Source organism: Niallia sp. M35 (assembly GCF_050971705.1).
In the GTDB taxonomy this organism is placed as follows: Bacteria; Bacillota; Bacilli; order Bacillales; family Cytobacillaceae; genus Niallia; species Niallia circulans_A.
The window spans coordinates 305,031-326,177 of sequence record NZ_JBPCEP010000003.1 but is presented as its reverse complement, the minus strand read 5'-3'; the positions used below and the strand labels follow the sequence as shown (position 1 = coordinate 326,177).

Below are 21,147 nucleotides of genomic sequence, written 5' to 3'. Positions count from 1 at the left end.
TTTTTCATAAATCAATTGCAAATAAGAACATGTTATGATAGACATACAGATTAATATAAATATCGACTAAAGAAGGAAGTGCATGGATGTGCTCTAAAAATCATAGATTAAATGAATGGAAAAGAGAAAAGGAACTTTTTTTACAAACAACCACTTATCAAAACACTCAATTAAATGATTTTTACGATGAACTATTTATGGAGTTATTTCAATTCATCCTTTTTGAATATAAAAAAAATTATGGAGAACCTCCATGCTCATTTGTCTGGTTTGTTACAGGAAGCGCTGGCAGAAAAGAGCAAGGCATCTTTAGCGATCAAGATCATGGCATTATCTATGAAAGCAATGACGAAAACAGCAATCAATATTTTATCCATTTTGGAGAATGGCTAAGTGATGCGCTAAATGAAATAGGTTATCCATATTGTGAAGGGAAAGTCATGAGTAGTAATCCAATCTGGTGCAAATCCGTAGAAGAATGGAAACACCAATTACAGCAATGGATGGAAAAAGAAAACTGGGAATCAATTAGATTTTTGCAAATCTTTTATGATAGTAGACAACTATTTGGAGAGGAAAATTATGTTCAAGAGTTGAGAAGTTATATTCATCAGTTCTGCGTTCTTCATCCAATGCTTCTAAAAAGATTTATGAATAATGTAATGCGTATAAAAAAAGGGGTCGGAATATTTGGCCAATTTTTTGTTGAAAGAACAGGAAGTCACAGAGGATCGATTCATTTGAAGCATACGATGTATTTACCGTATGTCAATTCGATTAGACTTCTCTCTATTAAGGAAAAAATCCAGCAAACATCGACGTTAGAACGCATTCAAACATTGAGAACGATGGAGACATATGACAACTGGTTAAAACCATATGAAAGCTCTTTTCGGAGAATATTAGATTATCGCATTAATTCATTTAAAGAGGCAAAAACTTATGAAGATGTTCACTATTTGAATATAAAAGAGTTAACGAAAGAGCAAAGACAAGAAATAAAAGGATTAATGCGCCATGGCATCAAATTATATCATCAAGTACAAAGGATAATTGAAAAAGGGTGTTAAAATGGGAGTCGAATCGTTTCTTCAATATATGAGAGATTTATATGGAAAAGTAAATTCGAGTGTATTGCACGCTACTTCAAGTGGGAGTAATTCTCAGCAAATTGCTTTTATGAGACAGCTTCAAAAGGATTTAAAGGTTGAGGCTGCCTCTAGGTTACCATTAAATAATTTAAAAGCAGTTGTTTTTGATATTGAAACAACGGGATTTTTACCTGATAAAGGCGATCAAATTATTTCAATAGGTGCTATAAAAGTAGAGGGGAGCGATATTTTAGATGAGCAATTTTATACATTAGTAAACGCTAGAGTAGAGATACCAGAAGAAATAAGCCGCTTAACAGGAATTAAAACTGAAGATTTACTTGATGCGCCGTCTTTATCTGATGTTCTTGTGCGATTTTTTGGTTTTGTAAAAGATGATACGCTCATTGCTCACCACTCTTCCCATGAGAAAAGCTTTATGCAGTCTGCATGCTGGAGAAGTTTTAAAACACCATTTAAGCATCGAATCGTTGATACTTCTTTCTTGTTTAAAATCGTTGAACCACAACAAAGAATATTGACATTAGAGGAATGGTGCGAATTTAGTGATATTCCAGTCATTAATCGTCACCATGCCTTAGGAGATGCTAAATTAACTGCTGTTCTATGGTGTCAGTATTTACAAAGGGCTGAACAATTGGGCTGTCGCACGTTACAGGATATATATGAAAGGCTAGCATGTCGATAAAATAGAGGACAAAGTTTTAACAATTTACTGGTGGTGAATGTAAATGGATGTGTTTGAGACAAAAAGACTGTTATTAAGAGGATGGAAGGAAGCGGATTATAAAGATTTATATGAATATGCGCAAAAGGAAGAAGTAGGTCCGTTTGCGGGCTGGTCACCACATAAAAGTGAACAAGAAAGCAAAGACGTAATCCGCTATTTTTTACAGAATGAAAATTCATATGCGATTGTTTGGAAAGAAGAGAATAAGGTGATTGGAAGTATTGGTTTTCATGAACGAATGCCTGATGTTAAACTCTCTCATTTAGCACAGCGCGAAGTAGGTTTTGCCCTTAACCCCCGGTATTGGGGAAGAGGGGTTGTGCCAGAAGCAGTCAACCATCTATTAGAATATGGATTTGAAAAATTGTGTTTGGATTTAATATGGTGTGGTCATTTTGATTTTAATACGAAGTCAAGACGAGTAAATGAAAAATGTGGGTTTCGTTATAAATTCCAAAAAACCAATCACTATAAACTTTTTGATAACCAGTTAATTACAAGCGTTTATTATTGTATGACGAAAGAGGAGTATTTTAAAAAAATACGAGAAGCTTCAGTAGGTGTATCCCATACAAATCAAGTAAGAAGCACATAATAGAGACCGCTTCCCTAAAGGTGGAAGTGAATAATGAATAGGCTGCCTCGAACTTATCGGGCAGCTTTTTTGTATGAATTTTGGTAATTAAAAAGCACTTCGATCAAAACATTTAATTAATAGGGGGATATTAAAGACGGATAGAGGAAATTAATCCAAAAAAAAGTCGCTTCATAGAAGCGAAAAGAGACATTGGATTAAAGATTGAATCGATAACTATATATAGTGTGATTTTATAAAAAAACAACTATATATTGATTTGATAGTATCATACAATTTATTTTTACGCAATTATTTTCTATTAAATTAATCTAGGAAACAATGAGTAATACAATATAAAACAAGAGGATAAATCCTATGCCGAATAGTATTAGGTATTTCGTCCACATCGAGGAAAGCTTTTTTCGCTCTCGATTTTTAGTAAAGCCAATAAAAGATAGAGTGTTTTTGTATAACACAAAATAAATCAAGGCAAATCCTATATATTGTAAAATAAATAATCCTGTTAAAGACTGCTTTCCCTTTAAAAATTCCACATTAGGAAATGAGTAACCAGTAATAAGTTTTATAATCGTATCGTTAACTGTTCCGAAAATGGCAAATAAAAGGACCGCAGAAAATAGTATTTTAACAAAGTCTAAATAATAATAAGAAATTCTCTTCATATATTCCTTCCTTTTCTTTTGTAAATATTTTTCTCACCAGAACACAGAATACCATAAACAACGAGGAAATGATAAAGGAAATTCTATCTGTGTTGAACATTTAGTGCTGCGATTTTCGTAAAATCGGTAAATTAAAAGAGATAATTTAGGGAAAAATAATGATAGTTTTAAAAGGGAGAACAATAAAAAAATTCATATTATACTAAAAACGTTCACAAAACGTCAAAAATATGATAATATTTGATTGTTTTTGAAAGAAAATGCTTGAAATGTGAAATCGTTTACAGTATGATGTTCTTAAATTAAGTTGTTTTTTAATGAGGGTAAAAATCATATTTATCGTATCCTGTTTAGTTAAGGTTAATCACCTCAAAGAAAATGACATAATCCCAAGACATACCCTAAAAGGGAGCGTGATAATCTTGTTAACACCTGAAAGGCATGAACTTATTTTACAATTACTGAAACAACATAGTGTTGTGAAAATTCAAGATTTGATAGATGTTTTGAATACTTCAGAATCCACCATCAGACGCGATTTAACTCAATTAGAGCAAGAAGGGTTCTTGAAACGGGTGCATGGTGGAGCAGCTAGGCTCCAAAGGAAAATAACGGAGCAGAGTATGAGTGAAAAAGCGTTCAAAAACCTCCAAGAGAAAAAAATGATTGCGGCATACGCAGCAAAGCTAGTAGAAGATGGAGATAGTATATATTTGGATGCTGGTTCAACCATTAAAGAAATGATTCCATTCTTAAAGAATCGAGACATTGTTGTGGTAACGAACGGACTTACGCATATGACAAGCTTACTTGAAGCTCGTATTCAAACCTATATAACAGGTGGTTATGTCAAAGAAAAAACAAACGCGTTAGTCGGTCGTGGCGCATTATTAAGTCTTGATAACTATCGATTCGATAAATGCTTTATGGGTGTCAATGGTATTCATCCTGAATATGGGTATACTACTGCTGATCAAGAAGAAGCAATGGTGAAAAGCAAAGCATTATCATTATCAAGAGAAGCTTTTTTTGTCGCAGATGATAGTAAATTTTCCGAAGTTTACTTTGCAAAGATAGCTGATTTGCACAATGCTTCTATTATTACTAACTATCTGGATGAAGAGGTAAACGATTTATATTCAAGGAAAACTAGCATAAAGGTTGTGAAAGAATGATTTATACCCTAACTTTAAATCCTTCTGTCGATTATATAATCGAAGTGGCAGAAGTGCATTTAGGAGAACTAAATCGCTTAGAAAAAACAAGTAAATTTGCAGGTGGAAAAGGAATAAATGTTTCAAGAGTGTTAAAAAAAATGGGCGTGCAAAGTAAAGCGTTAGGATTTGTCGGCGGATTTACTGGAAGCTTTATTGAAACACAACTATTATCAGAAATGATTGAAACAGATTTTGTGAAAGTAGAAGAAGATACACGTATCAATGTGAAGTTAAAGAGTGATACAGAAACAGAATTAAACGCAAATGGTCCCGCTATTTCTGAAGTAAAGTTTCAGGAATTGAAAGAGAAGATTGCTGCTCTAACGTCAGAAGATCTACTAGTTTTAGCTGGAAGTGTTCCGTCTACTCTTCCTAAAACCACCTATGAAGAGCTAGTCAAAATCTGTCACGCAAATAATGTTTCTTTCGTCGTAGATGCAGAAGGTGAATTATTAAAAGCAGTCTTGCCTTATCAACCGTTTTTAATCAAGCCTAATCATCATGAACTGGGTGAATTGTTTGGGGTAACTATTTCGACTCCAGAAGAAGCGATCCCGTATGGAAAAAAACTATTGGAAATGGGAGCGCAAAATGTGATCGTCTCTTTAGCAGGTGATGGCGCAGTCTTGATTACTCAACACGAAGAAATTATTAGTACGGTTCCGAAAGGGCAAGTGAAAAGCTCAGTTGGCGCAGGAGATAGCATGGTAGCAGGCTTCTTATCTAAATATGAGGAGACACAGGATATAAAAGAATCCTTCCGCTATAGTATTGCCTCAGGAAGTGCGACTGCTTTTTCAATTGGATTATGTACAAAGGAAAAGGTAGAAGAGCTTCTTCCGCAAGTCCAAGTACAATCATAATCGATACACACCATTTCATAAGAAAGATAGATGAAAGTGGATAAAAATATAAATAAAAAGGGAGCGTTATGGAATGAAAATTACTGAATTATTAACGCAAGAGACTATCCTTTTGAATATTGAAGGAAATGGTAAGCTTGATGCCATTAATCAGTTAGTGGATATTCTTCATTCAGCGGGGAAATTAACAGATAGAGAAACGTATAAGCAAGCGATTTTAAATAGAGAAGAGCAAAGTACAACGGGAATTGGCGAAGGAATAGCAATTCCCCATGCAAAAACGAGTGCTGTAAAAACTGCTGCTATTGCGTTTGGGCGATCAAGCAGTGGTGTCGATTATGAATCATTAGATGGACAGCCGGCGAATTTATTTTTTATGATTGCTGCACCAGATGGAGCTAACAATACTCATCTCGAAGCACTTTCAAGACTATCTACATTATTGCTTAAAGAAGAAGTGCGCAGTAAGTTATTAACTGCAACTACAAAACAAGATGTAATATCAATAATTGACAGCTATGATGTAGAGGAAGAAACGGTTGACGAAAATATTGCCGATAAGAAGAATTTTATTGTGGCAGTAACTGCTTGTCCAACCGGTATTGCTCATACTTACATGGCAGCAGATTCATTAAAGGCAAAAGCAGCTGAAATGGGTGTTGATATTAAAGTTGAAACAAATGGTTCCGGTGGGGCAAAGAATGTTCTGACAGCAGAGGAAATTGACAAAGCAACAGCTGTAATTGTTGCTGCTGATACAAAAGTGCAAATGGAACGCTTCAACGGGAAACATGTGGTTGAAACACCTGTTGCAGATGGTATTCGAAAACCTGAGGAATTAATCAATCGCGCTATTAACCAGCAAGCACCGGTATATAACGGTGGATCAGGCTCTAATTCCGGCGAAGTTAACACAGGAAAAAAAGGCATTGGTAGTCAAATTTACAAACACTTAATGAACGGTGTTTCGAACATGCTGCCATTTGTTGTTGGTGGCGGAATACTAATTGCTATTTCCTTTATGTTTGGTTATAACTCAGCTGATCCGAATGACCCGAGTTATAATGCTTTTGCTGCTGTTATTAAATATATTGGTGGCGATAATGCCTTTGCATTATTAGTGCCAGTTCTTGCTGGTTTTATCGCGATGAGTATCGCAGATCGCCCAGGTTTTGCTCCTGGTATGGTTGCAGGATTTATGGCTGCTCAAGGTGGTGCTGGTTTTCTTGGTGGATTAATTGGCGGATTCTTAGCTGGTTATTTAGTTATCGGTCTAAAGAAAGTGTTAGAAGTACTTCCTAGATCATTAGAAGGAATTAAAACGATTCTACTTTACCCATTACTAGGAATTTTCTTTACTGGCCTTATTATGAATTATGTGATTATGGAACCTGTTGCAGCTATTAACACTGGTATGACAAATTGGCTGTCAAATATTGGTACGGGTAATGCCGTCTTCTTAGGAATTATCTTAGGGGCAATGATGGCGATTGATATGGGTGGACCAATCAATAAATCGGCATATGTTTTTGGAACAGGGCTAATTGCAAACGGTGTATTTGAGCCAATGGCTGCTATTATGGCTGGTGGAATGGTACCGCCATTAGCAATTGCTTTAGCAACAGTTTTATTTAAAAAGAAATTTACAAAGCAAGAAAAGGATGCAGGTTTAACAAACTTTATTATGGGTCTTTCCTTTATTACAGAAGGTGCTATTCCTTTTGCAGCAGGTGATCCGTTACGCGTTATACCATCTGTTGCAGTTGGTGCGGCAGTTACGGGTGGACTATCAATGTTCTTCCATATCGGTTTAAGAGCACCACACGGCGGTGTGTTCGTAGTTGGATTGGTTGATGGAAATCCATGGCTATACCTATTGGCTATTGTAATAGGGGCGATCATATCAGCTTTATTGTTAGGATTAGTAAAGAAGCCTGTTCAACAAAAATAAGTATAGAAAAAGCTGTAAATTGACTTTACTCGTTAATTTACAGCTTTTTTAATATGATCAAAGAACTGATGGAAGTTTTTCTATTGGTTTATTTTATTTTCTTTCTTTTCTTCTTGACCATCCACGTACTTTAAACGAAAGAAGGCAGCGATCGCAGCGATTAATGTGATTGCACTTAGTAAATAAAATTGTAAATGGTCGATATGCTTCATTAAAATTGCCATAATAGGTGGTCCTGCAGCGACTCCGATAAACCGCATACTGCTATATATACTTGTGATGGTTCCTCTTTCTTTTTTTTCAATTCCCTCCGTAATAAGGGCATCAAGAGGTGGTAAACTAGCACCAATGCCAATGCCAGCCACTGTAAGAAAGAGAATGATAAACCACATATTGTCCGAGAAGTTGAGTGCAATCGTACCAATAATGATTGCAAGCAATCCAATAAAAGTAATCCAGCGCATTAAGTTTTTGTCTTTTTTAATTTTTTTCCCGGTAATATAGGAAGTAAGACATAAAGCACCAAGCGGTATAGCAAGATAGAGCCCTTTTTTAACATTTTTTATATGATATTTTTTTTCTAATATATCTGATAGGTAAAACATTTCGGCAAATAATACAAACATAACGATTACCCCAATAAAGAAAATGGCATAGAGCCATTTTTTATCTTTATGCATTGTTTCTTTTGTATGCTGAATAAATTCCTTAAATGGTGCAGGTTTTTCTTTACTTTTTGGTGATTTTACAAAGATCAAAATCAAAACGATGGAAACCAAACAGAAGACAGGAATAGACATAAATGGGATGAACCAAATAAATCCTGCCAAAAAAGCTCCAAGAATGGGACTAAGTACTTTCCCAAAAGTGTTAGCTGTTTCAATAACTCCTAAAGTACTACTAACTTGTTCTTCATCCTTAAACAAATCACCTACTAGTGGCAATACTATTGGGAAGGCCCCAGCTGCTCCAACACCTTGAAGAGCCCGTCCAATAAGGATAATCCAGTAACTGTTATCCATCAGCCATGCAGCTAAACCAGAAATTACACCGCCAACACCTGCGATTATTAGGCTGGGGATAATCACTCGTTTACGACCGATACGATCAGATAGATATCCTGCCACTGGAATTAATATGATCGCTAAAACGGAATAGACTGTAATAATCATACTAACTTGAAAAGAGGATATATCCAGCTTTTTTTCAATCGAAGGCAATACTGGAATCAGCATACTGTTTCCAAGGGTCATTACTAATGGGATGGAAGAAAGTGAGAATATCGCCATTTTTGAAACCTTGACATTTTGCTTCTTCGCTGTCTTTTGTGCTTTGTTTGTAAGGTTTACTATGTTTTTATCATCATTTACATGATCCATTTTCATTCTCCCTGCTTTCAAATAGTTAACTATAGTTAATATGTACAGTCATGGCAAAAAATAAAGCATTTTCTTTCATCCAAAAACTGGATTTCATTATTTGGTTTACAAGCACTTTTCGTACAATAATATGGTATGATGAAATAAAAATAGTGGTGGTGTTTAATTAGTGGGGAAAATTATCACACTTAGTATTGGGAAGGAAAAAACATTTATATGGAAAAATAAAAGTATTTCTTCCGCGATTGGCAAAGAAAAAGTGAGTGAAGTCAGTCTAACATTTGATGGTTTTGTAGGCGATGGTGTTGCTAATCCAGCATTTCATGGTGGCAAGGAAAGGGCTGTCTGTTATTATCCTTTTGAACATTATAAAAAATGGGAAGACGAATTTAAAACAAAAATAAATCCTCCGGCGTTGGGGGAAAATATATGCGGAACGGAATTCACAGAAAAAAATACATATATTGGGGACATTTTTTCTTTAGGAAATGCTATTGTTCAGGTAACACAAGGAAGAGTACCATGTTCAACCATTTCAAAATATAATCAGATTGATCCATTTTTAAGTAGAATTGTGGAAACTTGTTATACCGGCTATTTTTTAAAGGTATTAGAAGAAGGCGTAGTCAGCGAACATTCTACGATGGAGCTAATAGAACGTCCGCAGAACAAGATATCAGTTTGGGACGCAACAAAAGTAATGCTTCTTGATCGTACAAATAAAGAAGCAATGCTTTCCATCCTGCAAATTGACGAATTAGCAGAAGATTGGAAGAATCGTTATAGAAAGGCACTTCAAAAAGTAAAATGAATTTTTGGGGAAAATGGTTGACTTTTATGTGAGAGTTCACTATTATGTAATTAACATATCGAACGGCAATGATGAAGAGTAGTATCTTTATTGAAAACGTCAGAGAGCTGGTGGTTGGTGTGAACCAGTGTGGACGATAAAGAGAATGGACTTCTGAGCTTCTAAACCGAACCAACCTTTGTAGTAGGCTTTAGCGAACGTCTCATCGTTACAAGAGACAGAAATTTGTCTAATAAAGACTGATTTCTTAAAGTGAGCTTAATTTTATTAAGCTAATGAAGGTGGCACCACGGGTTTCTCGTCCTTTTTATAGGAGAGAGACCCTTTTTTATTTTCAAAAAAATATGGCAAAACAATGAGGAAGAGTAGTAAGTATAAGAAAGATGTTAAAGAGAGTCGGTGGCTGGTGTGAACCGATACATTGATTATACTGAATGGACTTCTGAGTGGGGGCTTGAAAAAGAAGTAGGGCCTGACGGTATCCCCCGTTACTGGGATAGAGTATAATATTGTACTCGTAAAGAGAGAGCGAAGCTTCGCTCTAACCAGAGGTGGTACCGCGGTTTATGAATCGTCCTCTATTTGCAAATAACAATGCAAATAGGGGACTTTTTTTATAGAATTTTATAGATGAGCACTTTTCAAAAGCATCTGACTAGGAGGATTTATGATGGAAAATAGCATTTTGTTAATCGATGAAATCCAAGGAGATACACTGACACCCATTAGTATTTATCAAAGATTGTCTGGAAAAAAGAAATTTTTGCTCGAAAGCTCATTAAAACATGAAGATTCTGGAAGATTTTCTATCATTGGCTGCGATCCAACCTTTGAAGTTATAGGGAAAGGATTGGAAACAACTATTGTGGAAGGGGAAAAGCGAGAACAAAGAAAAGGAAGAGCACTCGATTTTATTAACGAATTTTTACCTGAAAACAAAGCGACGCTTCCCTTTCAACTACCAGTTAATGCGGGAGCATTTGGATATGTTGGGTATGACAATATCAGACTATATGAAAACATTGGCCCAGAAGCAAAGGATGAAATCGGGATTCCAGATGTGCATCTAATGTTTTTTGAAGATTTGGTAATTTTTGATCATTCAGAACTTAAAGTTTATTTAATTGCTAGCCCATTAAAGCACACAACAACGGAAAAAGAGTTAAAGTTCCGCCTTCAGATAAGAAAGTTAGAGATTACTGCACCATATAAAGAAGATTCACCTGAAGTAAAGGTAACTCCCTTTCAAGCAAGTATGTCAAAAGAACAATTTATGGAGAAAGTGAAGAAAGCAAAACAATATATTTTAGAAGGAGACATCTTTCAAGTAGTTCCATCGCAGAGAATGACAGCTGAGATAGAAGGATCACCATTTTCTTATTATCGTAAATTGCGTATCAAAAATCAGTCCCCTTATATGTATTTCTTTGATTTTGAAGATTATGCAGTGCTCGGAAGTTCTCCTGAGAGCTTAATTAAAGCCGTAAATGGCAAAGTCATTACCAATCCTATTGCAGGTACAAGACCAAGAGGTAAGACGAAGGAAGAAGATAGCCAGTTAGAACAAGATTTACTATTGGATGAAAAAGAATTGGCGGAACATAAAATGCTTGTTGACTTAGCAAGGAATGATGTTGGGAAAGTGAGTAATTTTGGCAGTATTGCGATAGATAAATATATAAAAGTAGAAAAGTTTAAGCATGTTATGCACCTCGTATCGGAAGTAAGTGGAGAATTAAAGAAGGATTACTCGTGTGTAGATGCTTTAATTTCTTGCTTGCCTGCGGGAACAGTGTCAGGTGCACCTAAAATTAGGGCAATGCAAATTATAAATGAATTAGAAGGAACAAAACGAGGTATTTATTCTGGAGCTGTTGGCTATTTTTCCCAAAATGGGAATATGGACTTTGCTTTAGCAATTCGCACGATGGTTATTAAAGGCAAAAAGGCATTCATTCAAGCTGGAGCAGGAATTGTTCATGACTCTATTCCAGAAAAGGAATATGAAGAAACAATCCATAAATTAAAATTATTTTTGGAGGGACAACATGATTTTATTAGTCGATAATTATGATTCTTTTACGTATAACTTATTTCAATATTTAGGGGAGCTGGGAGAAGAGATAAAGGTTGTTCGAAATGATGAAATAACTGTAGAGGAAATTCGGACATTAAATCCTCATGGAATTGTTTTGTCTCCTGGACCAGGCAGGCCAGAAAATGCAGGCATCTTAATCGAACTTATCCAATCCCTTTATCAAGAATATCCAATTTTAGGGATTTGCTTAGGGCATCAGGCAATTGGATATGCCTTCGGTTCTGAGATAGTAAAGGCAGTAAATGTCATGCATGGAAAGACATCGACTTTACGAGTTACTGGTCATCCCTTTTTTCATGCTATGGAGGAACCGATTGAAGTGATGCGTTATCACTCTCTTGTTATTAAAAAAGGTACATTAACGAAGGAATTTGAGGTTTTGGCTAGTTCAACAGATGACCATGAAATTATGGCGATCAAACATAAAGATTATCCGTTGTATGGCTATCAATTCCATCCAGAATCGATTGGGACCGAGAGCGGCAAGCAATTTTTGCAAAATTTTATCAATGAAACTCGAGAGGAAGTGCAGAGATGAAACAATATGTGGAGAAAATCATGGCTAATGAATCATTAACTGAAACAGAAATGGAAGGGGCCGCTGATCTTCTTTTTTCTGATGACATTACCGATACAGAAATTGCTGCTTTTATGACAAGTTTAAAAATGAAGGGAGAAACAGTGGAAGAGATCGTGGGTATTGTAAAAGCCGTTCGTAAACAAACATTGTCTTTTGCTGAGCCTGTCAGTGGATGTATCGATAATTGTGGAACAGGTGGAGACAAATCACAAAGCTTCAATATTAGCAGCACGTCGGCATTTGTGTTAGCTGGAGCTGGAATTCCTGTCGCTAAACACGGAAATCGCAGTATTTCTAGTAAGACGGGAAGTGCAGATGTATTAGAAGAGCTTGGCATTAAGCTAAATATCACTCCAGAACAAAACATGCAGCAATTAGAAGAAGTTGGGATCACTTTCTTGTTCGCGCAACATGTGCAGCCGAAAATGGGGAGAATTATGAAGGTTCGCCGAGAATTAAGACTTCCAACTATATTCAATCTAATTGGTCCATTAACCAACCCAATTTCTTTGGAAAGCCAGGTGTTAGGGATATACAGAAGTGATTTATTGCTTACCTTTGCGGAAAGCTTACGGAAACTTGGTAGAAAACGAGCAGTTGTATTAAATGGAGCAGGTGGAATGGATGAAGCTTCCCTGCAAGGCGATAATCAGCTTGTCATTTTACAAAATGGAAGAATAGAGAAAATCGTCCTTACTCCAGATGATGTTAATCTGCCATATTATACAAATCAACAAATACGTGGAGGCGATGCTAAGGAAAACGCAGCTATTTTATTAAAAGTGTTGAAAGGAGAAAAAGGTGCATATCGAGATACAATCCTATTAAACGCAGGCATTGGTATCTATACAGCTGGAAGAGCAGAAAGTATTGGAGAGGGAGTCCATATAGCAAAGGAAAGCATTGACTCTGGAGCCGCACTTTATAAGTTAAACCAATTAGTAGAAGTTAGTAAAGAATTGGAAGGGGCAGGGATTTAAGTGACAACCATATTAGATAAAATTATTACAAAAAAAAGAGAAACAATTGCTGACCTTTATGAGAGAAAAGAAGTACTGCATACGAAAAAGCATTCTTTTAAAAAAAGATCCTTTACAGAGAAACTGAAGGATGCGGAAAAGTTAGCAATTATAGCTGAGTTTAAACGGGCATCCCCATCAAAAGGGGATATAAATATCGATAAAGATCCGAAGGAACAGACGAAAATGTATGAAATATATGGTGCAGATGCCATTTCTGTTTTAACGGATACCCCATTTTTTAAAGGCACATATGAGGATTTGGCGGAAGTAAGAGAAACAGTAAATCTGCCGATTCTCTGCAAGGATTTTATCGTCGATAAAATTCAAATTGATTTTGCGAAATATTATGGAGCGGACATTATCCTATTAATTGCTGCAGCTTTAAAAGATAATGAACTTCATGAGTTATATACGTATGCAACAGAAATTGGTCTGGAAGTGTTATTAGAGGTTCACAATGAAGAAGAGCTAGAAAGAGCTTTGAAGACAAAGGCGCAATTAATTGGGGTCAATAATCGGAATTTAAAAACATTTGAAGTAACATTAGATACTACCGAGAAACTGGCAGGGAAAATTAAAGAAAGTGGCAGGTATATGATTAGTGAAAGTGGCATCTCCACATATACAGATATCCAAAAAGTTAGTGCAAGCGGAGCAAATGCTATTTTAGTAGGGGAAAGTTTTATGAAAGCAGCGGATCTTGAAACAAAAATGAAAGAAATGAAAGTGTCTATAAGGGCGGAGATAGAATGAATGTAAAAATTTGCGGAATTACAACAATAGAAGCAGCAGCATGTGCTGTTAGCTATGGTGCAAGTGCAATCGGTTTTGTATTTGCAAATAGTAAAAGAAAAATAAGCGAAGAAGAGGCTAAGGATATTATCGCTACTCTTCCTAAAGATTTAATGAAGGTAGGCGTTTTTGTCAATGAGTCCAAAGAAAATATAATGAAAATTGTGAATATTACAGGCATCAATGTAATTCAGCTTCATGGTGATGAAACGGCAGAATTCGCAGCAAGTTTTTCCTTGCCAATCATTAAAGCATTTAGTATTTCCACGCCAGAGGATTTAAAACAAGTGGCAGCATATCCTTGTGACTATGCACTACTTGATAGCCCGAGAGGAAAGTATCATGGCGGAAATGGAATAGCGTTTGATTGGAATTTGATAAAGGATTATGACTTTGGCAATAAAAAAGTTATTCTTGCCGGCGGTCTAAACGAAAATAATCTTACGGAAGCAATAGAAACCACCCATCCATTTATGGTCGATGTAAGCAGCGGCGTGGAGACAGATGGCGAGAAAGATTTAGAAAAAATAAGAGTTTTTTTAGAATTAGCAAAAACTGTTCAAATTTAAGAAAAGAGGGAGCTTATTATGACAGAAACTTATGTTTATCCAGATAATAGAGGCCATTTTGGAAGGTATGGAGGTAGATATGTTCCGGAAACTCTGATGCTGGCAGTGACAGAGCTTGAAGCGGAATATAAAAAGGCACAAGAAGACCCTGCTTTTCATGAAGAATTAAATAATCTCTTAAAGGATTATGTAGGCAGAGAAACACCGCTATATTATGCAGAAAATCTTACAAAATATGCTGGCGGTGCAAAAATCTATTTGAAAAGAGAGGATCTAAATCATACTGGTGCTCATAAAATTAACAACTCTCTTGGGCAAGCACTTCTTGCAAAAAGAATGGGCAAAAAGAAAGTTGTTGCAGAAACAGGAGCAGGCCAACATGGAGTAGCAACGGCGACAGCATGTGCCTTATTAAATTTAGAATGTACGATTTTCATGGGAGAAGAGGACATTCGAAGACAGAAATTAAATGTCTTTCGAATGGAGTTATTAGGCGCAAAGGTTGTTAGTGTTACATCCGGAAGTGCTACCTTAAAAGATGCGTGTAATGAAGCCTTACGTTATTGGGTAACAAATGTGATAGATACTCATTATATCCTTGGGTCAGTTATGGGACCACACCCATTTCCGATGATGGTACGTGACTTTCAAAGTGTTATTGGTAAAGAAGCGAAAAAACAATACATCGAAAAAATTGGCAGGCTACCTGAGGCGATTGTGGCATGTATTGGCGGCGGCAGTAACGCAATGGGAATATTTTATCCATTTATTGAAGAGGAAAGTGTCGCTTTACATGGAGTAGAGGCTTCAGGACATGGCCTTGATACAGATAAACATGCTGCATCATTGTCGAAAGGAAAACCAGGTGTTTTACATGGTTCATATATGTACTTATTACAAAATGAAGACGGTCAAATCCAAGAGGCACACTCTATTTCAGCTGGTTTAGATTATCCTGGTATCGGTCCTGAACATAGCTTTCTACATGATATCGGACGTGCTAACTATGAATCTGTTACAGATGACGAAGCCTTTGAAGCACTACAATTACTATGTAAGATCGAAGGAATTATCCCTGCTTTAGAAAGTGCGCATGCCATTAGTTATGCAGTAAAACTTGCAGCGAAGATGGATAAAGAGGAAGGCATTATTGTTTGTTTATCTGGTAGAGGAGATAAGGATGTAAATACAGTTATGGAAAGAATGGGGGAGTAAGCGGATGATTACAATTGAAGCAGCCTTTAAAGCGACACTTGATAAAGGGGATAAAGCTTTTGTTCCATATATTATGGCTGGAGATGGAGGACTGGAAACATTAAAGGAGAAAGTACTTTTTCTTGAAGAAGCAGGCGCAACAGCAATTGAGCTTGGCATTCCTTTTTCTGATCCAGTTGCGGATGGACCGATTATTCAAGCAGCAGGGATTCGTTCTCTTCAAGCGGGCACTACTCTTAAAGGGGTATTAGAAACTATACAGTCGTTTAGAGAGCTAACGAATATCCCGCTTGTTATCATGACTTATTTAAACCCTATTTTAGCCTATGGCGTGGAGAATTTTTTTCAGGATTGTGAAAAAGCTGCGATTAATGGATTAATCGTACCTGACTTGCCTGTTGAAGAAGAAGCATTACTAGAGGAAGTAGCAGCAAAACATTGTGTTGAAATTATTCGATTAGTAACCTTAACAAGCCCATTAGATCGCATCGAAAATATTGCCAAAAAAGGGAATGGCTTTTTATATGCTGTAACTGTTACCGGTATAACAGGGTCTCGAACAAGCTTCCAAGCTCATTTAGGTACCCATTTATTAAAGGTCAAGGAAGTTAGTCCTATCCCTGTTCTTGCTGGATTCGGAATATCTTCTCCTGAACATGTTGTCAGCATGACTGAGTATTGTGATGGTGTCATTGTAGGAAGTAAAATTGTACAACTATTTTCTGAAAATAAACTGGAGGAAATAAAAGCATTAATAGCAGCTAGCAAAAAAGGGAATACATTACCCGCTATTTAAGTTTGGAGCATGAGTTCCATTTAGTGATAATAGTGAACAGGATTGAAAAATCGCAAATTTCTGTATTTTATTATAAATTAAAAAGGAAGGTTTCAGTAAAGTCACTTGTTATTTACCCGCAGGCTGAATACACTTCGCTTGCCGTGGGGGTTACTGCATTCAGCCTGCGAGTGTTACCACAAACCTTCTTACTTAAAATTAATCAAAAACCCCAAACATACGAATTTTAGTGTATGTGTATAATTGTTTGGGGTTATATTTGATTGAAATACTTATGTCCCAATCTGAATAGAAAGAAATGGTTTATACTAATATTCATCAGTTAGCAAGCTAACATGAGAATGTTTTTCTTTGTTATTTAGTTTTGTTCGAATGCTTCTAACGTCGTATATAGGCTAAAAAAATGCGCAAATTATTTCCAAATCACGGATCATTAGCTCAATAGCATTCTGTCCTTCTTGTCTCCTAGCAGTACTGGAAACTCTCCTACATGTTACTCTCCTAAATTTATGTTTCGATATAATCGTTTATTTTCTTTCGTCAGCTCCTTGATTAGCGGAGATACTGCATGTTGTTTAAAAGAAAATTCTGGAGTGATATAGGAAAAATATCTGGTAATTGGCCTATTTTTGATCCGTAATATTTTTAGACTTCCCATGGAAAATTCTTTTTGGATAGCGTATTTAGAGAGAATAGAAATGCCTAAATCAGCTTCGATTGATTCTTTAATAATCTGTATGCTCCCAAATGACCGAATCATTGGCGGGGAGAATGCCTGGTTTTGAAAAAACTGATTAATAATCTGCCTCGTACCGGACCCCTCTTCCCTTAGGATCCAAGTTTCCTCATATAAATCGCTTAATTCCACGAATGTTTGATGGGCAAATCGATGATTTTTACTGACGATGATTACTAATTCATCTTCTTTAAAAGGTGTAATGGATAGGTGAGGGTGTGTTTTTAAAGGACTATCAATGATACCTAAATCAATTTCTCCACGTAAAAGTTGATCAACAATACGGTTCGAATTTCTAATACTTATCATTGGTTTCTCTTGGTTATTATTGATTCTAACATTGTTAGCCATTATTTTTGGCAGTAAATACTCTCCAAATGTAAAGCTTGATCCGACGGTGAGAGGACGGCTTTCTTTTTCGGAAAGGTGTTCAATTAAATTATTTACTTCCTTGTATTCCGATAAAATTTTCTTAGCATGAAAATAAAATAGTTCGCCTGCTTTTGTTAGCTTTACATACTTATTCGTTCTGTCTAAAAAGGTAATATTATACTTTTTTTCCAAGGCTTTAATAGAAAGAGTTACTGCTGATTGCGTAATATGTAAGCTTTCTGCGGCTCTCGTAAAATTCAGTTTTTCAGCAACTGTTACAAAGGTTAAGAGATGATAATCCAAAAAAAACACGCTCCTTTATAAGACATAGAATACATGATACATGAAGAAAGCAATATCGAGATTACCTAAAATAAGAGACAATACATTCTTTCTATATATTATACTAAAAACTAGTAAAGAAAAAAGATTAATTAATAGAATAATCTAAAAATAAAGAATATTAACTAAATTATTATTTCTTTTTTTTAATTATAAACAAGCAATCAGTCCTTACTCCTATTTTCATAAATGTTTTCTTCTGTAATTATTTCGGAATGATAAATATTTTTCTTGTAGAAAAAGTGAATTGCTAATATAATCAATAATGATTCTCATTATGATGGTATTTGGTAAAAGATTACATTGTGCGCTTTAGAAGAATCGAAGCAAGAGAAGGTTAGGATTTCGCAATAATAAATAAAGAGAAAACTAGTTTGATTGGTAAAATGGTAAATAAAACGATAGGAGTGAAGGAGAAAAATCATGATAAAACGCTTTTTTTCATATTATAAGCCACATAAAAAATTATTTACACTCGACTTTTCCAGTGCAATAGTGGTTGCTTTATTAGAGCTGGCATTTCCACTTGCAGTCTCTTGGTATATTGATGAACTACTTCCCGAAGGTAATTGGAGTAGTATTTTATCTGTAGGAGTAGGTCTGTTGCTATTATATGGTATCAGTACTTTTCTTCAATACATTGTTAACTTTTGGGGACATAAATTAGGGATTAATATTGAAACAGATATGAGAGGTCAATTATTTACTCATGTACAAAGACAATCCTTTTCGTTTTTTGATAATACAAAAACGGGACATATTATGAGTCGGATTACCAATGATTTATTTGATATCGGGGAACTGGCCCATCATGGACCAGAGGATTTATTTATTGCTATTATGACATTTGTCGGTGCATTTTGGATTATGCTTACGATTAATATTAAACTAGCACTTATCGTTATCTTTATTGTTCCAATTCTAGTTTGGTTAATTACATACTGTAACCGAAGCATGAACAAAGCTTGGGGACAAATGTATGGAGATATTGCAGATGTTAATGCAAGAGTGGAAGATAGTGTATCTGGGGTTCGTGTTGTTCAATCATTTACAAATGAAGAGTTTGAAATTTCTAGATTTACAGTGAATAACCGAAGATTCCGCAAAGCAAAAATCGGAGCATATAAAGTAATGTCGATTACTTCTTCTTCTGTTTATATGTTAATGCGATTTTTCACATTAGTCGTTCTAGTATTTGGTGCCTGGTTAACTTTTAATAATCAGATGAAAATTGGCGAACTAGTATCTTTTATCCTTTTTGTAAATATATTACAAAAACCGATTGATAAAATTAGTGCAATTTTGGAACTTTATCCGAAAGGAATGGCAGGATTTAAACGGTTCTTGGAGTTGTTAGATACGGAACCGAAAATCCAAGATCGCGATGATGCAATTGAAGTAGAATCCTTAAAAGGAAATATCCATTTAAACGATGTAAGCTTTGGCTATGATAAAAATCCTGTCTTGAAAAATATTAATCTTTCCATTTCGGCTGGGGAAACAATTGCTTTTGTAGGTCCATCCGGAGCTGGAAAGACTACGATTTGTTCATTAATACCACGTTTTTATGATGTAAATAGTGGTAGTATTAAAGTTGATGGTATCGATATTCGTGATATGACAATGAGTTCATTAAGATCACAAATTGGAATCGTACAGCAAGATGTCTTTTTATTTACAGGTACACTGAAAGAAAATATTGCATATGGAAATTTACATGCTACAGATGAAGAAATTCACGAGGCAGTAAGAAGAGCACATTTGGAAGAGTTAGTGCTTAAATTACCAGAAGGATATGAAACACAAATTGGGGAAAGAGGATTAAAGCTTTCTGGTGGTCAAAAACAAAGGATTGCCATCGCTCGGATGTTCCTAAAAAACCCGCCAATTTTAATATTGGATGAAGCCACTTCTGCCCTAGATACAGAAACAGAATTAATTATTCAAAATTCTTTAAATGAACTAGCTAAAAATCGAACTACTTTAATTATTGCTCATCGACTTGCAACTATTCGTAATGCTGATCGCATTGTAGTAGTTACTGAAAATGGGATAGAAGAAGAAGGAAAGCATGATGAATTATTAGAGCGTAATGGTATTTTTGCTAACCTTCATCGTGTTCAATATCAACGATAAACATATGGTCTGTACTTTTAAAGGTGCAGACCTTTTTTTATGGGTTGGTCACAACAATGAAGCATCCTCAATTAAATTAAACAAAAAAACATAGGTTAGAAGGAAATAAAAAAAATATTGTTATTAATATCCAATATGCGATATATTGGATATAAGTTTTCGTGATTAACAAAAAAATAGGGGGGGAACAATTGAGACCAATCATTTTAGGGATATTTTCAGCTTTGTTTTTTGCGTTTACTTTTGTATTAAATCAGTCCATGGAAATAGGAGGAGGAAGCTGGATTTGGAGTGCTTCCCTGCGTTATTTTTTTATGGTCCCGTTATTGCTCCTAATAGTTGGGTGGAGAAGGAATTTAACAGCAGTATGGAAAGAATTAAGAGACAATCCAGTTACTTGGATCTTTTGGAGTTCAGTAGGATTTGGATTGTTTTACGGTGGTATTTGTTTTGCTGGAGCATATGGACCTGGTTGGCTGGTTGCAGGAACATGGCAGCTTACTATTATATCTGGAACATTGCTTGCTCCCTTTTTTTATGAGCAAAAAATGGACGGAAATGGCCGTATTCAAAAAATCAGAAGGAAAATTCCTTTTAAAAGCTTAACCTTTTCCATGTTAATTGTATTGGGTATTATCATTATGCAGCTTGAATTTGCCGTATCTATTTCCTTAAAGAATGCATTATTTTGCCTTATTCCAATTCTTATTGCATCCTTTGCCTACCCACTAGGTAACCGGAAAATGATGGAGGTATGTGATGGGAGATTAGATGTATTTCAAAGGGTACTAGGTATGACTGTAGCAAGTATTCCTTTTTGGGTTCTATTATCAGGTGTTGGTGCATTCACATTAGGATTACCTGGAAAGCAACAAGTGTTTCAATCTGCTATTGTGGCCATATTTTCCGGTATAATTGCTACCATCTTATTTTTTGCCGCAACAGATTTAGTAAAAGACAATTTGATTAAATTAGGAGCGGTAGAGGCAACACAATCATTAGAAGTTTTATTTGCCTTAATAGGAGAAGTTCTATTTCTTTCTGCCCCATTACCTAGCCATTTAAGTTTTTTTGGTATCTGTTTAGTTATGTTTGGAATGGTTTTACATAGTGTATATTCAAGTAAAAAATTACACATAAATAGAAGCATGGAAGCATCTTCATAA

Annotated in this window: 19 protein-coding genes and 2 other annotated features; of the genes, 16 read left to right on the top strand and 3 right to left on the bottom strand. The window is 35.5% G+C overall.

Features of this window, described 5'->3' with window-relative positions; translation table 11 throughout:
* The first annotated feature begins 86 nt into the window (after positions 1–86).
* From NiCM35_RS05410 to NiCM35_RS05400, 3 genes are read left to right on the top strand one after another with little or no spacing between them, the layout of a single operon-like run.
* The gene (locus tag NiCM35_RS05410; RefSeq protein WP_123257746.1) at positions 87–1,070 is read left to right on the top strand and encodes a DUF294 nucleotidyltransferase-like domain-containing protein; all 984 of its coding nucleotides are present in this window, start codon (positions 87–89) and stop codon (positions 1,068–1,070) included.
* 1 nt (position 1,071) lies between these two features.
* On the top strand, positions 1,072–1,800 hold the full coding sequence (locus tag NiCM35_RS05405; RefSeq protein WP_123257745.1) for an exonuclease domain-containing protein: 729 nt from the start codon (positions 1,072–1,074) through the stop codon (positions 1,798–1,800).
* A gap of 43 nt (positions 1,801–1,843) precedes the next feature.
* Positions 1,844–2,437, top strand: a complete 594-nt coding sequence (locus NiCM35_RS05400) for a GNAT family N-acetyltransferase (RefSeq protein ID WP_123257744.1) — start codon at positions 1,844–1,846, stop codon at positions 2,435–2,437.
* 311 nt (positions 2,438–2,748) lie between these two features.
* Here the strand turns inward: NiCM35_RS05400 and NiCM35_RS05395 are convergent, their stop codons facing one another.
* On the bottom strand, positions 2,749–3,102 hold the full coding sequence (locus NiCM35_RS05395; protein WP_123257743.1) for a hypothetical protein: 354 nt from the start codon (positions 3,100–3,102) through the stop codon (positions 2,749–2,751).
* 422 nt (positions 3,103–3,524) lie between these two features.
* Here NiCM35_RS05395 and NiCM35_RS05390 point away from each other — a divergent pair, with 422 nt between their 5' ends.
* The 3 genes from NiCM35_RS05390 (at position 3,525) to NiCM35_RS05380 (ending at position 7,133) form a co-directional block, all read left to right on the top strand.
* Entirely contained in the window at positions 3,525–4,277 is a 753-nt protein-coding gene (locus NiCM35_RS05390) for a DeoR/GlpR family DNA-binding transcription regulator (RefSeq protein WP_095328936.1), read from the top strand.
* A complete protein-coding gene (pfkB, locus tag NiCM35_RS05385; RefSeq protein ID WP_095328935.1) occupies positions 4,274–5,182 on the top strand; it encodes a 1-phosphofructokinase in 909 nt (302 codons plus the stop codon). The genes NiCM35_RS05390 and pfkB overlap by 4 nt, the downstream gene beginning before the upstream one ends.
* Before the next feature lie 73 nt (positions 5,183–5,255).
* Entirely contained in the window at positions 5,256–7,133 is a 1,878-nt protein-coding gene (locus NiCM35_RS05380) for a PTS fructose transporter subunit IIABC (protein WP_123257742.1), read from the top strand.
* 80 nt (positions 7,134–7,213) lie between these two features.
* Here NiCM35_RS05380 and bcbE read toward each other — a convergent pair whose 3' ends face one another.
* The gene (gene bcbE / locus NiCM35_RS05375; protein ID WP_123259377.1) at positions 7,214–8,512 is read right to left on the bottom strand and encodes a bacillibactin exporter BcbE; all 1,299 of its coding nucleotides are present in this window, start codon (positions 8,510–8,512) and stop codon (positions 7,214–7,216) included.
* Positions 8,513–8,681: 169 nt separating this feature from the next.
* Between bcbE and NiCM35_RS05370 the strand changes: the two genes are divergently transcribed.
* The 8 genes from NiCM35_RS05370 (at position 8,682) to trpA (ending at position 16,395) form a co-directional block, all read left to right on the top strand.
* Entirely contained in the window at positions 8,682–9,323 is a 642-nt protein-coding gene (locus NiCM35_RS05370; RefSeq protein WP_123257740.1) for an MOSC domain-containing protein, read from the top strand.
* A gap of 59 nt (positions 9,324–9,382) precedes the next feature.
* Positions 9,383–9,632 (top strand) — a binding site (T-box leader).
* A 37-nt stretch (positions 9,633–9,669) separates the two neighbouring features.
* Positions 9,670–9,905: a binding site (T-box leader), on the top strand.
* Between the two features lie 88 nt (positions 9,906–9,993).
* Positions 9,994–11,391, top strand: coding sequence for an anthranilate synthase component I (gene trpE / locus NiCM35_RS05365; protein WP_433778841.1), 1,398 nt, complete (start codon positions 9,994–9,996; stop codon positions 11,389–11,391).
* Positions 11,372–11,959, top strand: coding sequence for an anthranilate synthase component II (locus tag NiCM35_RS05360; RefSeq protein ID WP_163186810.1), 588 nt, complete (start codon positions 11,372–11,374; stop codon positions 11,957–11,959). Before trpE ends, NiCM35_RS05360 begins: the two co-directional genes overlap by 20 nt.
* Complete coding sequence (gene trpD, locus NiCM35_RS05355) at positions 11,956–12,981, top strand: anthranilate phosphoribosyltransferase (protein WP_123259381.1); 1,026 nt, start codon at positions 11,956–11,958, stop codon at positions 12,979–12,981. The genes NiCM35_RS05360 and trpD overlap by 4 nt, the downstream gene beginning before the upstream one ends.
* Positions 12,982–13,776 (top strand): indole-3-glycerol phosphate synthase TrpC, encoded by a 795-nt coding sequence (gene trpC, locus NiCM35_RS05350; protein ID WP_123259382.1) that lies wholly within the window; start codon positions 12,982–12,984, stop codon positions 13,774–13,776. It abuts the gene before it with no gap.
* Entirely contained in the window at positions 13,773–14,384 is a 612-nt protein-coding gene (locus tag NiCM35_RS05345; RefSeq protein WP_433778838.1) for a phosphoribosylanthranilate isomerase, read from the top strand. Before trpC ends, NiCM35_RS05345 begins: the two co-directional genes overlap by 4 nt.
* 18 nt (positions 14,385–14,402) lie before the next feature.
* Positions 14,403–15,599 carry a tryptophan synthase subunit beta gene (gene trpB / locus NiCM35_RS05340; protein WP_123257735.1) on the top strand — a complete coding sequence of 399 codons (1,197 nt, stop codon included), beginning with the start codon at positions 14,403–14,405 and terminating at the stop codon, positions 15,597–15,599.
* 4 nt (positions 15,600–15,603) lie between these two features.
* Complete coding sequence (trpA, locus tag NiCM35_RS05335; RefSeq protein ID WP_095328925.1) at positions 15,604–16,395, top strand: tryptophan synthase subunit alpha; 792 nt, start codon at positions 15,604–15,606, stop codon at positions 16,393–16,395.
* 493 nt (positions 16,396–16,888) lie between these two features.
* On the opposite strand, the gene NiCM35_RS05330 is transcribed toward trpA, so the two are convergent.
* Positions 16,889–17,815: a LysR family transcriptional regulator gene (locus NiCM35_RS05330; protein ID WP_433778836.1), complete on the bottom strand. Its 927-nt coding sequence runs from the start codon at positions 17,813–17,815 to the stop codon at positions 16,889–16,891.
* Positions 17,816–18,268: 453 nt separating this feature from the next.
* Here NiCM35_RS05330 and NiCM35_RS05325 point away from each other — a divergent pair, with 453 nt between their 5' ends.
* Both NiCM35_RS05325 and NiCM35_RS05320 read left to right on the top strand, forming a co-directional pair.
* On the top strand, positions 18,269–19,981 hold the full coding sequence (locus NiCM35_RS05325; RefSeq protein ID WP_095328923.1) for an ABC transporter ATP-binding protein: 1,713 nt from the start codon (positions 18,269–18,271) through the stop codon (positions 19,979–19,981).
* A gap of 191 nt (positions 19,982–20,172) precedes the next feature.
* Entirely contained in the window at positions 20,173–21,147 is a 975-nt protein-coding gene (locus NiCM35_RS05320) for a DMT family transporter (RefSeq protein WP_095328922.1), read from the top strand.

Excerpts from the sequence above, each read along its gene's own strand:
- NiCM35_RS05325 (WP_095328923.1), top strand. The coding sequence starts at position 18,269 with ATGATAAAACGCTTTTTTTCATATTATAAGCCACATAAAAAATTATTT.
- NiCM35_RS05380 (WP_123257742.1), top strand. The coding sequence starts at position 5,256 with ATGAAAATTACTGAATTATTAACGCAAGAGACTATCCTTTTGAATATT.
- NiCM35_RS05360 (WP_163186810.1), top strand. The coding sequence starts at position 11,372 with ATGATTTTATTAGTCGATAATTATGATTCTTTTACGTATAACTTATTT.
- NiCM35_RS05395 (WP_123257743.1), bottom strand. The coding sequence starts at position 3,102 with ATGAAGAGAATTTCTTATTATTATTTAGACTTTGTTAAAATACTATTT.
- trpA (WP_095328925.1), top strand. The coding sequence starts at position 15,604 with ATGATTACAATTGAAGCAGCCTTTAAAGCGACACTTGATAAAGGGGAT.
- NiCM35_RS05345 (WP_433778838.1), top strand. The coding sequence starts at position 13,773 with ATGAATGTAAAAATTTGCGGAATTACAACAATAGAAGCAGCAGCATGT.
- bcbE (WP_123259377.1), bottom strand. The coding sequence starts at position 8,512 with ATGGATCATGTAAATGATGATAAAAACATAGTAAACCTTACAAACAAA.
- NiCM35_RS05410 (WP_123257746.1), top strand. The coding sequence starts at position 87 with ATGTGCTCTAAAAATCATAGATTAAATGAATGGAAAAGAGAAAAGGAA.
- trpB (WP_123257735.1), top strand. The coding sequence starts at position 14,403 with ATGACAGAAACTTATGTTTATCCAGATAATAGAGGCCATTTTGGAAGG.
- pfkB (WP_095328935.1), top strand. The coding sequence starts at position 4,274 with ATGATTTATACCCTAACTTTAAATCCTTCTGTCGATTATATAATCGAA.
- NiCM35_RS05400 (WP_123257744.1), top strand. The coding sequence starts at position 1,844 with ATGGATGTGTTTGAGACAAAAAGACTGTTATTAAGAGGATGGAAGGAA.
- trpD (WP_123259381.1), top strand. The coding sequence starts at position 11,956 with ATGAAACAATATGTGGAGAAAATCATGGCTAATGAATCATTAACTGAA.
- NiCM35_RS05405 (WP_123257745.1), top strand. The coding sequence starts at position 1,072 with ATGGGAGTCGAATCGTTTCTTCAATATATGAGAGATTTATATGGAAAA.
- trpE (WP_433778841.1), top strand. The coding sequence starts at position 9,994 with ATGGAAAATAGCATTTTGTTAATCGATGAAATCCAAGGAGATACACTG.